This window comes from Mucilaginibacter sp. L196 (assembly GCF_009765905.1).
Classification (GTDB): Bacteria; Bacteroidota; Bacteroidia; order Sphingobacteriales; family Sphingobacteriaceae; genus Mucilaginibacter.
In genome coordinates, this window is record NZ_LMUO01000009.1 from 776,316 (window position 1) to 792,683 (window position 16,368).

A 16,368-nucleotide genomic window follows, 5' to 3' on the forward strand; every position below is an offset into this window, starting at 1 on the left:
ATGGATAAGTGCAGTGTAAGATATATACGTTTGCTACGTAAATCCATAGTTGTGCTTTTATGCTTTTACAGCTTCAATGCTTTCGCGCAAACAACATCTACGGATACCGCTACAGCTAAAATTCCTATTGATAGTTCTCGCTGGTACCAGTTAAATAATGTTAGTAATGGTTTGGGCGGTTTATTTGATGGTAATTTAACTAACACAGTTAATGTTGGTTATGGGTTATTGTTCCCTAATTTTGATGCATACTACCCGGTACTACCCGGCGAGAAAATAGATATAACCCAAATTGAATTTTACAATTACCAGGGCGGTTTGGGTGCAGCTAACCCGCTTACAGTATCGGTTATTGATAGTACAGGTGCGCGCATTCCAATAGCTACTTATGTTGGTGGAGGGTACATGCAGTGGGATGGGCCAATCCCCGGTACGCCGGGCTTTGCGCTTGCAAAACCTATGAATAATATTAAATACATTGTTATTAACGCATGGTATCAATACCCAACCGAAATGGAGTTTTACGGCCATTACACTGCGCCACCAACACCTGCGCCGGTAGTTCCTAAAGCTTATCCGTTAAATCAATATTGCGGGATCAATGGTTTTGAGTGGGATTTTGAGGATCCGAATAATCCGCTGGTGGTTAGCGCGCTTATGTTAACAGGTATGGAGTCTTTTACGCAATTCAGGCATTATATGGATTGGAATAAACTGGAATCGACCCAGGGTGAATATACTTATGATCCGGTACACAGCGGCGGTTGGAATTATGATGCCCTTTATGCAGCCTGTAAAGCCAACAATATTTTTGTATTGGCTGATTTAAAAGGGCAGCCCAATTGGCTAATGGCTACCTGGCCAACAAATCAGCAGGATTCGGAAAATGTACCTGTACCTTATGGCAGCGATTTTAGCGATCCAAATTCATATATATTACAGGCAAAAGTGGCGTTTCAATATGCGGCGAGGTATGGTGCAAACGGAAGTGTGAGTTCATCATTATTAAGTGTTGACCCAAGTATCAGATGGACGGATGACCCGGCAAACGTGGTTAAAAAAGGTACTGCGCTGATACAATATATTGAGTGCGATAATGAGCGTGATAAATGGTGGAAAGGCACTAATGCCTATCAAACCAGTTATGAATATGCGGCAAATATGTCGGCTTTTTATGATGGGAATATGAATGCCATGGGCCCTGGTGTAGGTGTAAAAAATGCCGATGCTACTATGCAGGTAGTAATGGGCGGCTTAGCCTCGGCAGATCCATCGTATGTGCAAGGCATGATAGACTGGTGTAAACTACACCGTGGTTATAAAGCTGATGGTACGGTGAATTTATGCTGGGATGTGATCAATTATCACTTTTATTCTAATAATGGGGTATCAGGTGGGGTAGCAACAACAGGTGTAGCCCCCGAGTTATCAGGCACAATGAAAACAGCGCAGGCTTTTGTAAAGATGTCGCACCTTTATGCACATGATATGCCGGTTTGGGTAACAGAATCGGGTTATGATGTTAATTCCGGTAGCCCGCAAAGGGCACCTGCAATCGGCAGCAAAACAGCCTTGCAGGTTGAGGCGGACTGGATATTGCGTACTTCGATGCTATACGCTCGGGCAGGTGTAGCCAGGTTGTTTTTTTATGAGGCTTATGACGATAACCCAACAAACCCAATACAATACGGATCATCGGGTTTACTAAATCCGGATTTTTCGCGCAGACCAGCGGCTAATTATCTTTATGAACTAAATAAACAATTTGGTAATTACTTGTATAAGCAATCCCTAAGCAGCAACCCTATAGTTGATCAATATCAGGACAGCGCCAAGGTAATGTATGCCCTTGCCATACCTGATCAGGTTGGCCGCACCGCGAGCTACACACTTAATTTGGGAACGGCAGATTCGGCTATAATCTATAGCCCCAGCATGACGGGGAATATGATGAGCTCAACTGCTGTAAAGCTCACCGGCGGTAAATTAACTGTTAATGTAACTGAAACACCAACCTTTGTAGTGCCTGTAGGTATAGCGTCAGGCGTAGTGCCACCACCGGATACAACAAAAACAACTGTTCCACCATCAAAACCAGATTCAACAGGGACTGACACCTCTACCGTGAAAACACCGGCTAGCGGCATTGGCCTTTATCCAAATCCCACTTCAAAATATGTAACAGTTGTCTTCAGTAATAATAATTTGAATCCTGTAATTATTAATATTACCGATGTGGGGATGGGTATTTCATACGCGGTTGCCACCTACCAAAAGCCCGGCAACGATTTCTCCGAAACACTCGATCTCGGCAGACTTCACCGGGGTGTTTGGCTGGTACAGATAAAACAGCGTGGGAGTAAAACCATCGTTAAAAAGCTAATTAAGACGAGCGATTAGTCCGGCATGTTCGCTTTGTCTATATTAGAGAACGGACGGACAGCAGGTCTTTTATATAAAAAACAAATCGTCATTGCGAGGTACGAAGCAATGACGATTTGTTTTATCTTGTTTTAAATAGCTTCTATGATCTTGCACCACTCACCGCGATGTTTTCGCCGGATACCCATTTGGCATCATCACTCGCTAAAAATACCACTACACGGGCAATTTCAACAGGCTCACCAATTCTGTTAAACGGGCTTGCAGATGCTAATTTGGCTATCAGTTCATCGCTTTTACCGTTAAGGAAAAGATCGGTAGCGGTTGGGCCGGGTTGTATGGAGTTTACATTGATGCCACGGCCTCCAACTTCTTTAGCGAAAATTCTACTAAATTGATCTACCGCCGCTTTGGTTGCCGCGTAGATGCCGTATCCTGCAAAGTTCACCCTCGTAACTGCGGTTGAGAAGTTTATCACGCTACCACCGTCAGCCAAACGGGTTGCAGCCTGGCGCATGGTATTAAAAGTTCCTTTTACGTTGATGTTGAATTGATGATCAAACTCTTCGTCGGTGCATTCGCCTATTGGCTTTACGGTCATTACACCGGCATTGTTTACCAGTATGTCTATCTTACCAAATGCTTCGATGCCACTATCGAAAAGGCGGGTAACATCAGCGGTTTTACTTACATCGGCTTGTACGGCAATAGCCTTACCACCGGCAGCGGTGATTGTTGCTACGGTTTCATCGGCACCCGCTTTACTGCCCGCATAGTTTACAATTACAGCTGCGCCATTTTTGGAGAGTTCAACAGCTACAGCAGCACCTATTCCTTTTGACGCACCGGTTACCAGTGCCACTTTATTTGCTAACTTATTCATGGTTGATTTTTTTAACAAAGGTAGATGCGGGCGCGGGCATTGTTGTTGTAAAGTTCAAACAATGTGTTGCGAAATTCAAATGGGTGCGGGGAGGTGCGAGCGGGGAGAACGTGTGCCGGTTTGCCGAGCGTCATTGCGAGGTACGAAGCAATCTCTATACTGTACAGAAAAAACCTGCAAGGCCGACGTGCCTATGTAGAGATTGCTTCGTACCTCGCAATGACGTGGTGTAGAATTTCGATATGTAAAGATTCCTTTATATATCAGTAATGACGTGAAATATTAGCAGTCCTGATGCTTACAATCTTCTGTAGAAAACTCCGGTTCAAAGGTGCTGTGACTAATGTCCAGATGCTCCAAACGGTGGCGAAGATCATGTTTGATATTATCGAACGTACTCAAATGCTCCGGGTCAACAACCAGGTGGGCCGTTAGCGCGTTTTCGGTAGTGCTTAATGCCCACACATGCATGTGGTGTACATCAATAACACCTTTGGCTTTAAGTAATTCTGTTTTTATTTTATCGAGGTTTAATTCTTTAGGCACCCCGTCCATTTCTAATCGTAAGCTGTCGTTTAACAAGCTCCAGGTGCCACGTAAAATAATGATCGCTATAAAAATACTCACAATACTATCTAGCATGTAGAAATGCGTAAAGTAGATGATAACACCCGAAATTACTACGCCTAAGGATACAATAGCATCCATAGCCATGTGCATATAAGTGCTTTTTATATTCAGGTCGCCATCTTTACCCTTAACAAAAAGGTAGGCGGTAAAAGCATTAACGCCAATACCTATTAAAGCTACCCAGGTCATAGTACCACCCTCGATAGTTGCAGGGTGTATAAACCTGATCACTGCTTCGTAAACAATTACACCTACCGAGGCAAACAGTATAACCGCGTTAAAAAACGATACGATGATGGTTGAACGTTTGTAACCGTAAGTGTATTTATTATTTGAGCTTACCTTGGTTAGCTTAAAGGCTAACAATGCCAATGCAAGTGCTGCAACATCGCTCAGGTTGTGGCCTGCATCGGTTAATAATGATAGAGAGTGTATATATAAACCCGCTATCACCTCAATAATAACAAAGGCCGAGTTTAAAATGATGCCGATGATAAAGGCAGCATTTAAGTTATCAATTTGGGGTGCGTCGTGATGATGATGACCGAATAATCCATGCGAATGATCGTGATCGTGTGAATGGGAGTGATCATGCGAGTGTGAATGATCGTGCGAAGGGGAATGCTCTGACATAGTGCAAAGTTAGCCAAATTAACAATCCCAAACAATCAAAACATTCGTTGCCAGGTAATAGCGGCTACTCATGATGGTAAGGCTCGCCTTTTATAATGGTGAAGGCACGATATAATTGCTCAGTGAAAAACAAGCGTACCATCTGGTGCGAAAAAGTCATGCGCGATAGCGATATTTTATCATTAGCCCGTTGGTAAACGGTTTCATCAAAGCCATAAGGTCCGCCTACAATAAAAATTAAACTTGCTGTCGCGCTGATGTTTTTCTTTTCGAGATAGGCTGCAAATTTCTTAGAGGTGAGTTCCATACCATTCTCATCCAATAAAATCACATGGTCGGTAGGCACAATTTTTTTTAAGATCATTTCGGCCTCTTTATTTTTTTGCTGCTCGGGAGTTAGGGCCTTGGTATTTTTCAGTTCAGGCAGGTTGATTATCTCCAAACGGGTATAATGCTTCAGTCGTTTAACATATTTTTCAATGCCATCTTTCAAATAAGCGTCCTCTGTTTTGCCAACTGTTAAAAAAGTGATCTTCATATCAAAAACAAAATAAACGTTTATTTAAAATATAAGTGCTTATTTAGCTTGATTTTTTAAACGCAAATGGAACAGGATACTATTAACAACTATAACCTACGCATAACAGCTGCTAATGCAGAAGTAAACAAATATAAAAAGCTGATCAATATCTACTCCTTTTTAAGGCTGGGATTGATTGGGCTATTGGTCATATCCATTTACCTGGGTAATATGCAAAACAACTTCACCATTATTGCGGTAACGCTTGTGATTGTGCTTTTTGGCTTTGCCTGGCTGGTATCAAAACAAAGTGGGTTTGAGGACGAAAAGAAATATTTCGAAAACCTGGTAAAGGTGAACGACAACGAAATTAACAGCGTACTGCACCACACCAACATGTATGATAACGGTGCCGCATTTAGCAACGATAAACACTTTTACAGCGCTGATCTGGATATTTTTGGCAGTTCATCACTGTATCAGTTCATCAACCGCTCGGCAACTACTGCTGGCAACAATAAACTCGGCGAATGGCTGAATGCGCCTTCAGAAAAGAATACGGTTCTATTACGACAAGATGCCGTAAAGGAAATAGCCTCAAAACCGGATTGGAAGACAGATATGCAGGCACGCCTTTTATTTGCCAACAGCAAGGATGCAATCCAATTGAACATGCTGTTTGCTTACCTGAAATTACCGCTTGAAATTACCGGCGAAAAATGGCTGGGCATATATATCAAAATTGCCCCCTTGTTATTATCAGCCGCCATTGTAACGAGCATTTATTTTGCGCCTATAACTTTTGTCGCCATAGGTCTGGGTATTTTTAATTTGTTGATATTAAATTCAAAAGGTGAGCTTATTATGAAGTCGGCGACTATTGCTGATAAAATAGGCCAGGTGTTGGCTAATTATGCGGTGGTATTAAAAATAATCGAAGCAGAAAAGTGGCAGTCGCCAAAATGCACCGAGCTCAATCAAAAGCTGAATAATGGGCAAACGAATAAAAGTATAGAGGGCTTGGCTAAGCTTATTAACAAGCTCGGATATAACCTCATTATGATAGTTAACTTCGTGTTAAATGTTTTCTTTTTATGGTCGTTAAAACAGGTTATCGCCATTGAAAACTGGAAACGCGATAATAAACAGGATATTGAAACCGCTTTTGATGTAATAGCCGAATTTGAGGCATTGATCAGCCTATCATCCGTAGCCATCAATTATCCAAAATGGGGTTTCCCTCAAATAGCTGATGGTGAGGCCTACACCATCATAGCCAAAAATATCGCCCACCCGCTCATCAGCAATAAATACAGCGTAACCAATAACTACGAGCTGAATGATGCTTTTAAGATAGATATTATCACCGGATCAAACATGGCAGGTAAAAGTACCTTTTTGCGTACCATCGGTATTAATACCGTATTGGCTTTATCGGGGGCGCCGGTTTGTGGTGATGATATGACCGTATCGGTGATTACCATTGTGAGTTACATGCGTATTAAGGATTCATTGAACGAAAGCACCTCAACCTTTAAAGCCGAACTCGACCGCCTGCAAATGCTGCTGGCTGCGGTTGAAAACGAGCATAAGGTTTTCTTTTTGATAGATGAGATGCTGCGCGGCACTAATTCGGTTGATAAATACCTGGGCTCGAAAGCAGTAATTGAGCAGCTCATCAGCAAAAAAGGCGTGGGCATGGTTGCCACTCATGATTTGCAGATTGCCGAGTTGGAAAAGAAATACCCGGATTATATCCGCAACTTCTATTTCGATATACAGGTAGTAAACGGCGAAATGCTATTCGACTACAAAATGAAGCATGGCGAATGCAAAACCTTTAATGCATCGTTATTGCTGAAACAGATAGGTATTGATGTTGATGCGGTAAATTGATCTTAGAAGCGGGCAAAGCGATAAACTATCGTCATTGAGCGAAGCGTGGCAGTGACGCTTTGTTTTTATATAAAAACAGGATTCAATCGTTTTTAGACAGATTTCAACAAAAAAAGACCCTCGTAAAACGAGGGCCTTTTTGACTTATACAATTGTGGTTTTATTATTTTGCGCCTCCACCTGCTGGTGCACTGCCCATGCCTTGGTCATCTTGTTTCTCATCATCAGGATTATTGCTTTTCGTTTTAGGGTTGCTAAAGGTAAGTTTACCAAAGCTGTAGCTAAACGTTAAACCAACCGAACGGAACGGGAATGCGGTACTGCTGGTTTGCGTTAAGCCTGGGCCGCTTATGTTCTGATCGAAGTATTTATACTTGTTAAACGGCTGCAGCACGTTAATACCAATCGATGCTTTTTTGTTATCAAATTGTTTTTTTACGCCGAAACCTAACAGACTGAACGATGGGTTAGTACCCTGAATAGTACGGCGTGGTGAATTCTCAATAGCGAAAACCTGGCCTACAATACTTTTCAAATCAACTTCAGCCATACCGAATGCGTTGTATTGCACATAAGTACCTTCAGCACTATGGTCTGAAGCGAACAGGCCGGTAGGATCAGGGCTGTAAGTGTATGCATTAATACTCCCCCTAATAGTTAATATTTTGATCGGATTAATTGAGCCAAAAAAGCTTGAACCCCAAGAGTTATTGCTACCTATGTTTTGGTAAGTGCTTACCGTACCAACATCGCTTTTTGCTGCTGATCCGGTGCTATCCGGAACTACTATACTTTCTATTAAGCCGTTAATGTGTTTGTAATAAATTGAGAAGTTAATTACCGAAGATTTAATGAACGTATTGTAATTCAACTCAACCGTTTGCGAAATTTCAGGACGCAGGTCGGGGTTACCTTCTGATTCGCTCTGTGGATTACTCATATTAACAAACGGGTTAAGGTAAGTTAAGCTTGGGCGGGTTATACGTTTGCTGTAACTTAATTTCAGCGTTTGTGATGTACCAAACTGTTTTTGAATGGTTAAGCTTGGGATGAATATATTATAGTTTTGATTCACTGCTGGCAAATTCGGTTCTTCGCTAATCGCATCACCGTTAATTGTTGTGTTCTCAAACCTACCACCTGCTAATATGGTGTAATTTTTAGGTAGCGTAATTGTAAACACTGAGTATCCAGCGTAAACATTTTGATTGTAATCATAAATATCGCTGTTAACCGGGTCCTGTACGTCAAGGTCATCACCACCAAAAGTATCAAAATTACTATTCAGTCTTCTGATGGTTGTTTTACCACCGGCCTCAAATTTTAATGTTTTGCTAATCGGCAGGGTATAATCAACCTGGAAAGTATATTCATTGTTTGTACCATCATTTAAACCTCTTTGGTTTGAGTAAGGCACTACCCCTGCTTCACCTGTGTAGGTGTTAGTATAGTCAGTATTTACTATGCTATGGCTCCATTGTGCTGATAGATCCAGTTCTTCCCCCTCTTTATGAAATTTATGCGTATAGTCTACACTCCAGTCAAATCCATAAAACAGGTTGTGCTGTATGGTTTGGTTGTCGTATATATTATTATATGCACTGTCAATTCCTTTACTGCTAAGCATACTACCGCTTGATGTGTTATGCGAAGGGCCGGTTTGATTAAAGCCCCCCCTGTTATACCTGAAAGTTGAGGTAATGCTGTTATAACTATTAACATCATACCCGGCAGTAATTGAACTGATAGTTCCGTATCGCTTAATAATGCTGGTACGATTTGCAGTGTTATGCGCGGTATCCGGTGCCTTTGTTATATACTGATTAAAATTGGTGAGAGATGTTTGCGGCCAGGTAAGGTTACCACCAATATTGGCAGATATACTTAACCTGTTTTTGTTATAGTTTAAGTTAAAGTTACCGTTGTTTTGACGCGTACCGATACCACCGCTAACTGAACCGCTTACACCCGATACATTTTTTTGTTTGGTGATGATATTGATGATGCCTGCTGAACCTTCCGCATCGTATTTTGCAGATGGTGAGGTGATAACCTCGATGCTCTTGATCTGATCGGCAGGGATGGTTTTTAATACATCCGACAAACTGGCCGACATAGCGCCAGATGGTTTACCATTGATCAAAACCTTAACATTCGCATCACCACGTAAAGAAACATTACCGTTAATATCAACTGCTACCAATGGTACTTTTTGTAATACGTCGCTCGCATTGCCGCCTACGTTGGTAATATCCTTTTCGGCGTTGTAAACTATCTTGTCGATATGGCTTTCAACAAGTGGCGCGTTTGCTGTAATTGAAACTTCGCCAAGGTCTCCGTTATCGGGTCTTATTTTAATACTCCCTAGGTTGGCGTCAGGTTTTGAGCCGCTGGTAACAACCGGGTTTATGGTTTTAGTTTTATAGCCACCAACAAACGTAATGGTAACCCTATAGCTGCCCGGGTGGATGTTGTAAATTTTAAAACCGCCATTAGCATCAGTAAGCATACCGTTTAGCGGGGTTTTACCACTGCTCAGATAGATAGCCACGCTGGCATATTGAACAGGTTTTTTGGTGATCGAGTCAATAACCGTACCGGCTATTTTACCTGTAATTGTAGACCCGCCAAACTGCGCTTTTGCCGTCAGCATGGAGCCTAATAATAGAACTAATATGTAAAAACGTTTCATTTTTTGATGCTTTTGGAAATTGGAGGCGAAAATACCCGAATTGTTACAATTAATTTGTCAAAATTAATTAATTATAGTGTAACATATTGTAAATGTTACACTAAGGGATTTGGAAAATAAAAAAGGTCTGAAAAAGAAATGTCATTGCGAGGGACGAAACAATCGTGCGCTATGCAAGTTGATATGCACAGTCCGCGATTGCTTCGTCCCTCGCAATGACACAAAATCAAAGCGGCCTTTACACCACCATATTCACAATCCTGCCCTTCACTACAATAACTTTTTTAGGCGATTTGCCATCCAGATACCTCAGCACATCAGCATTAGCCAACACAATAGCCTCGGTAGCTGCTGCATCCAGACTAAGCGATATACTCAAATTCATTTTGGTTTTGCCGTTGATGGAAATAGGGTAGGCAAACTCATCCTCTATTAAATAAGTACCATTAAATTTAGGATAGCTTGCATAGGATAAAGCGCCAGCTTCATTACCTAATAAAGTCCACAGCTCCTCGCAAATATGTGGTGCGTAAGAGGATAGGATGATCACCAGATCCTGCAATATCGCTTTGTTATTGCATTTTAAGTCGGTCAATTCATTAACCGCTATCATAAAGCTGGAAACTGAAGTATTGAACGAGAAACGTTCCACATCTTCCTCAACTTTACGGATGATCTTATGCAATGATTTTAATTCAGCTTTACTTGGTTCAGCATCCGATACCGTAAATACCCATTGATCATTATGGAACAACCGCCAGAATTTACGCAGGAACTTAAACACACCCTCAATACCATTGGTATTCCACGGCTTGCTCTGCTCCAACGGACCTAAGAACATTTCATACATACGCAATGTATCCGCGCCATAACGAGCGATCAAATCATCAGGATTAACCACGTTGAATTTGGATTTCGACATCTTTTCGATTTCGACACCGCAGATGTAAGCCCCCTCCCGGCCTCCCCCGGTTGGGGAGGAGATAGAACCATCTTCAAGAATTAAAATAGCATTTGCAAACTCTCCGCGCCAGTTTCTAAACTTTTCTATATCAAGTACATCGTTGTTTACAATATTTACGTCTACATGTATAGGGGCACTATAGGTCGCATAACTACTCTTAATAGGAAATCCCCATTCTTCAAAGAGTGCTCCAGCACTTTCTAAAGGATCATTATAGCGATCCCATTGTTTTTTTGATAGATAATAATGACTTGGTGTTTCGTTTGCATCAAATGTAGTTACTCGATACACAAAATTACTCCTGCCCTGTATCATCCCCTGGTTAATCAGCTTTTTGAAAGGCTCTTCCTCAACCACCAGGTTCATGTCCTTCATAAACTTATTCCAGAAACGGCTGTACAACAAATGCCCGGTAGCATGTTCGCTGCCACCGATGTATAAGTCTACATCCTTCCAATATTCCACTGCTTTTTTGGATGCGAATTCACTGTCGTTGTGCGCATCCATGTAACGGTACCAATACCAGCTTGATCCTGCCCAACCAGGCATGGTTGAAAGTTCGTAAGCATAAGCCTCACTAGCCCCCTCTAAATCTCCCCCGGTAGGGGAGACTTTTTTTCTATCGGGTAGAACTTCTAATTTTTGTTTAATATCATTAGCTACTTTTTGCGGATTACTCAACACCTCATCATTTATAAACCTGATTACTTTAAATCCTAAGTGATTAAGTACTTCAGTTCTCGCATCGTCAGCTTCTTTATTTAGTTTGTGGTGATGACCATCTAATTCAATAATCAATCCTTTCTGTAAGGAAACAAAATCAGCTATATATTGACCAATGGCATGTTGCCTTCGTATTTTAAAACCTGTTTGTTCGTTCCTTAATAATTGCCATAGAAAATTTTCTGCTTCTGTTGGTTGATTTCTATTATCCCGGCTAAAATCCTTTAACTGCTCATAATATACGGGATCTGCCGTCTCCCTGTAGTTTCCGGCCAAGTGGGAGGAGGAAGTCTCCCCAACCGGGGGAGATTTAGAGGGGGCTGGGTTATAGTTCCAATTTTCTGCTCTACCTAAAGGCGGCTCACCGCTTTCTGTAGGTAAATATTTATCAACCTCGGGTAACACCAAAGGCAATTCATTTTCTTCAATTAGATGAGGCAAACCGTCTTTAAAATAAACCGGTACCGGCTCACCCCAATAACGCTGACGGCCAAATATGGCATCGCGCATCCTGAAGTTTACTTTTGCCTTACCTGCGCCAATTTCTTCCAGTTTGGCAATTACCGCTTTAGTACCCTCGGTATAAAACAAGCCATTTATAAAATCCGAATTGATATATCTACCCTCTTTAGTTGGGTCGGCTTCGGTTTCTATTTTTTGGATGTCCATGATCGGTACTATCGGCAAATCAAAATGTTTGGCGAACAGATAATCACGCTGATCACCACTTGGTACAGCCATAACAGCACCTGTTCCGTAACCGGCTAACACATAATCGGCAATCCATAACTGGATTTTCTCGCCGTTAAGCGGGTTCAGCACATAGCTGCCGGTAAATGCGCCAGATACCGTTTTAGTATCCGCCATCCTGTCCAGCTCCGATTTCTTTTTTGTTTGGGTGATGTAAGCATCAATTGCGCCCTGTTGCTCAGGCGTAGTTAATTCCTTTACCAATTCATGTTCAGGAGCTAACACAACAAATGTCACTCCAAAAATGGTATCAACACGAGTAGTAAAAACTTCTATATAAGCCCCCTCTAAATCTCCCCCAGTTGGGGAGACTTCTAAAGCCCTCCCTTCCGGGGAGGGTTTGGGTGGGGCTGCTATAGGGAACCTCACCGAAGCACCAGTACTCTTACCAATCCAGTTCTTTTGCATTTCCTTTAAAGGTTCGGGCCAGTCGATGGTATCCAAACCTTGTAAAAGGCGTTCGGCATAAGCGGTAATACGCATGCTCCACTGCATCATTTTCTTTTGCTCAACAGGGTAGCCGCCGCGCTCGCTAAAGCCGTCTTTTACCTCGTCGTTTGCCAATACAGTACCTAAGGCCGGGCACCAGTTAACGGTACTTTCGCGCAGGTAAGTCAAGCGATATTTTAATAGTTCTGCTTGTTGTTCATCGTGGCTCATCGCCCTCCATTCAGTTGCGCTGAAGTTTAAAACTTCCTCGTCACACACAGCATTTATACCACCTGAACCATGCTGCTCAAAATGCTTCACTAATACGCTTATCGGTTCTGCTTTCTCGATGGCTTTATTATACCATGAGTTGAATAGCTGCATAAATATCCATTGCGTCCACTTGTAATAATCGGGCGAACTGGTGCGCACTTCACGGCTCCAATCGAAAGAAAAACCAATCTGATCTAACTGCCTGCGATAGGTGGCAATGTTAGTTTCGGTAGTAATAGCCGGGTGCTGACCTGTTTGTATAGCGTATTGCTCAGCCGGCAAACCAAATGAGTCGTAACCCATTGGGTGTAACACGTTAAAGCCCTTTAAACGTTTATATCTTGCAAAAATATCAGAAGCGATATAGCCCAGCGGGTGGCCAACATGCAGCCCCGCGCCCGATGGGTACGGGAACATATCCAGCACATAATACTTTGGTTTAGTGCTATTATCCTCAGCCTTAAAAGTTTGATGATCGGCCCAAAACTGCTGCCACTTTTGCTCTATATCTTTAAATTGATAGTCCATTTTATAATTAAGCGTATGAGGTAGCGAAATTAGTAAAATACCTATGAGTTTGGTAGTTAATTGATGATTAGTTGGGATTGGAGAAGCAAGAACCAAGATTCAAGAGCCAGGATACCGGAAGAAGAAAGCGTTAGAACGCTATTATGACAACAGCAAAAAAGAAAAGCCCCAACTTACTGCGGGGCTTTTCTTTATATAAATTGTGAACTGTTCAATTACAAATTTCCTCTCAAATCCTGCTCACGTTCAATGGCTTCAAATAGTGCCTTGAAGTTGCCTGCACCAAATGATTTGGCGCCTTTACGTTGGATGATCTCGAAGAATAAAGTTGGCCTGTCTTCAACCGGTTTGGTGAAGATCTGTAACAGATAACCTTCATCATCACGATCAACTAAGATACCCAGTTTCTTTAGTGGTACTAAGTCCTCATCGATGTGACCAACACGATCGGTCAGCTCATCATAGTAGGAGGTAGGCACTGTTAAAAACTCTACACCGCGGCTTTGCAGGTCGGTTACCGTTTTTACAATATCATGCGTAGCCAAAGCCATGTGCTGTACACCTTCGCCTTCGTAAAACTCCAGATATTCTTCTATTTGCGATTTCTTTTTGCCTTCGGCCGGTTCGTTTATCGGAAATTTAACATAGCCATTACCGTTACTCATTACCTTACTCATCAGCGCTGAGTATTCGGTAGAGATCATTTTGTCATCAAATGTTAAGATGTTCTTGAAACCCATTACATCCGCATAAAAATCAACCCATTGGTTCATTTTATGCCAGCCTACGTTACCTACGCAATGGTCGACATATAAAAGGCCGGTATCACTTGGATTGTAATGTGTTTCCAGTTTTTTATATCCCGGTAAAAATAAACCGTTATAGTTTTTACGTTCGATGAACATGTGTACGGTATCACCATAAAGCTTAATCCCGCTGGTGCGGACTTCACCATGTTCGTCAGTTAATGTTTGTGGTTTTTGATATGGTTTTGCTCCGCGACTTACTGTCTGCTGAAATGCATCGTAAGCATCATCAACCCAAAGAGCCAGTATTTTTACACCATCGCCATGTTTCTTAATATGCTCCGCGATGGGGTGCTCCGAGTGTAAAGGCGTAGTTAATACCAGACGAATTTTGCCTTGTTGTAATACATACGATGCCTTATCGCGCACGCCGGTCTCAGGGCCTGAATAAGCCAGATCCTGAAAACCGAAAGCTGTTTTATAATAATGGGCAGCTTGCTTGGCATTGCCTACATAAAATTCAACATAATCAGTACCGTTCAACGGTAAAAAATCTTTAGCCCCCTCTAAATCTCCCCCGGTAGGGGAGACTTTTGTATTGTTATGATCTATTATTGTATCCATTTTCTTGGTTTTTTAATGTTTTTAAAGCCCTCCCTTCCGGGGAGGGTTTGGGTGGGGCCTACTCTGCCCAGCCTTTATAATAATTCGGGTCCTCTATTTTAATTGCTTCTTCGGTGATCATCAGTGGGCGGAACGGATCGATCATTACCGCTAACTCCTCTGTTGATTCCTTGCCTATTGATATTTCAACTGAACCCGGTGATGGTCCGTGTGGTATGCCACCCGGGTGCAGGGTGATTTGGCCTTTAACTACATGTTTACGGCTCATAAAATCGCCATCTACGTAGTATAACACCTCGTCGCTGTCCACATTACTGTGGTTATATGGCGCAGGGATGGATAGCGGGTGATAATCAAACTTACGCGGCACAAATGAGCAGAGCACGAAGTTATTACCCTCGAATGTCTGGTGTACTGGCGGTGGTTGATGTAATCTACCAGTTATCGGTTCAAAATCATGAATAGATAATGCCCATGGGTAATGGAAACCGTCCCAGCCGATAAAATCGAAGGGGTGTGTGCCGTATGTATAAGGATAGATCAATCCCTGTTTTTTGATGAGGACTTTAAAGTCGCCTTTCTCATCATGGGTTTCCAGGTCGGTTGGGCGTTTGATGTCACGCTCACAATAAGGCGAATGCTCCATTAACTGCCCGTATTCATTTCGGTAACGCTTTGGCGGGCGGATGGGGCTAAAGCTCTCCACAATAAACAAACGGTTATCAGGCGTATCAAATTCCAACTGGTAGATTGTCCCTCGCGGGATGATCACATAATCACCATAAGCGAACTTGATCTTACCAAAACCTGTTTTCAGCGTGCCGGATCCCTGGTGGATAAAGATCACTTCATCAGCCTGACTATTCTTGTAGAAATAGTCGGTCATAGATTTGCGCGGGGCTGCCAGCGAGATATGCAAGTCGCTGTTAACCAGCATTGGTTTACGGCTTTTCAGGTAATCATCCTCGGGTGCTACGTTGAAACCGATGAGGCTGGTATGCTTCAAATGTTTTTCACGAGCGATCTTAGGCTCAACAGAATAAGGTTCACCCAGTTCCTTAACAATAGTGGGTGGGTAGGCGTGATAAACCAACGAGTACAAGCTGGAGAAACCTTCGGTTGATACCAGTTCTTCAGCGTATAAAGTTCCATCGGGCTTACGGAACTGCGTATGCCGCTTTGGCGGAATTTTTCCTAATGTGTGGTAAATAGGCATAACTAATAATTGGTTTATTATTAACAGTTTACAAACTTTAAAGTTTAAAAAAGCAGGAAATAGCAGGAATGCGCCGGATTAATCCGACAATGAAAATTTTATCCCTGAAAAGAGGTAATTAGTACTGTGCCAGTACGATTGAACTGAGCATAGCATCCCTGAAAGAAGAAGCGTCACTCATTGAAGTGAGTCCAAGGGAAAAATAAAAGTGCTTTTGTATGCTCATAATGGTTTAACCAAAATTAGGCTTTAAATGTTTAACATGCAAGCTTTTTTTGGTGAGTGGTTGAGTAGTTGATTGGTGCGTACTGTACCGCGGTACAAATGGAACACATGGTACATTTGGTACACTTTTAGCCCGAAAAAGCCCCTAAAATACCCCAAAAACAACGATTTTACATTGATTTTAAGCCGAAATTTAGTCGATTTTAGCCCCAAAACAGCTGATTTTAGGTCAAAAAACACCCGAAATTGATCAA

9 protein-coding genes are annotated in these 16,368 nt (G+C 42.2%); 2 read left to right on the forward strand and 7 right to left on the reverse strand.

What is annotated here, in order from left to right:
* The gene (locus tag GSQ74_RS06940) at positions 1 to 2,400 is read left to right on the forward strand and encodes a T9SS type A sorting domain-containing protein (protein WP_158991514.1); all 2,400 of its coding nucleotides are present in this window, start codon (positions 1 to 3) and stop codon (positions 2,398 to 2,400) included.
* A 124-nt stretch (positions 2,401 to 2,524) separates the two neighbouring features.
* Here the strand turns inward: GSQ74_RS06940 and GSQ74_RS06945 are convergent, their stop codons facing one another.
* The 3 genes from GSQ74_RS06945 to rlmH form a co-directional block, all read right to left on the reverse strand.
* Positions 2,525 to 3,265, reverse strand: coding sequence for an SDR family oxidoreductase (locus GSQ74_RS06945; protein WP_158991516.1), 741 nt, complete (start codon positions 3,263 to 3,265; stop codon positions 2,525 to 2,527).
* 282 nt (positions 3,266 to 3,547) lie between these two features.
* Positions 3,548 to 4,528 carry a cation diffusion facilitator family transporter gene (locus tag GSQ74_RS06950; protein WP_158991519.1) on the reverse strand — a complete coding sequence of 327 codons (981 nt, stop codon included), beginning with the start codon at positions 4,526 to 4,528 and terminating at the stop codon, positions 3,548 to 3,550.
* Positions 4,529 to 4,592: 64 nt separating this feature from the next.
* On the reverse strand, positions 4,593 to 5,066 hold the full coding sequence (rlmH, locus tag GSQ74_RS06955) for a 23S rRNA (pseudouridine(1915)-N(3))-methyltransferase RlmH (protein ID WP_158991521.1): 474 nt from the start codon (positions 5,064 to 5,066) through the stop codon (positions 4,593 to 4,595).
* A 66-nt stretch (positions 5,067 to 5,132) separates the two neighbouring features.
* Here rlmH and GSQ74_RS06960 point away from each other — a divergent pair, with 66 nt between their 5' ends.
* A complete protein-coding gene (locus tag GSQ74_RS06960; RefSeq protein WP_158991524.1) occupies positions 5,133 to 6,944 on the forward strand; it encodes a DNA mismatch repair protein MutS in 1,812 nt (603 codons plus the stop codon).
* Positions 6,945 to 7,107: 163 nt separating this feature from the next.
* Here GSQ74_RS06960 and GSQ74_RS06965 read toward each other — a convergent pair whose 3' ends face one another.
* From GSQ74_RS06965 to GSQ74_RS06980, 4 genes are all read right to left on the reverse strand, one after another.
* Entirely contained in the window at positions 7,108 to 9,636 is a 2,529-nt protein-coding gene (locus GSQ74_RS06965; RefSeq protein ID WP_158991527.1) for an outer membrane beta-barrel family protein, read from the reverse strand.
* A gap of 238 nt (positions 9,637 to 9,874) precedes the next feature.
* Entirely contained in the window at positions 9,875 to 13,303 is a 3,429-nt protein-coding gene (locus GSQ74_RS06970; RefSeq protein WP_158991529.1) for a DUF559 domain-containing protein, read from the reverse strand.
* Positions 13,304 to 13,518: 215 nt separating this feature from the next.
* Positions 13,519 to 14,673, reverse strand: coding sequence for a 4-hydroxyphenylpyruvate dioxygenase (gene hppD / locus GSQ74_RS06975; protein ID WP_158991532.1), 1,155 nt, complete (start codon positions 14,671 to 14,673; stop codon positions 13,519 to 13,521).
* Positions 14,674 to 14,731: 58 nt separating this feature from the next.
* Entirely contained in the window at positions 14,732 to 15,889 is a 1,158-nt protein-coding gene (locus GSQ74_RS06980; RefSeq protein WP_158991535.1) for a homogentisate 1,2-dioxygenase, read from the reverse strand.
* Positions 15,890 to 16,368: the final 479 nt, after the last annotated feature.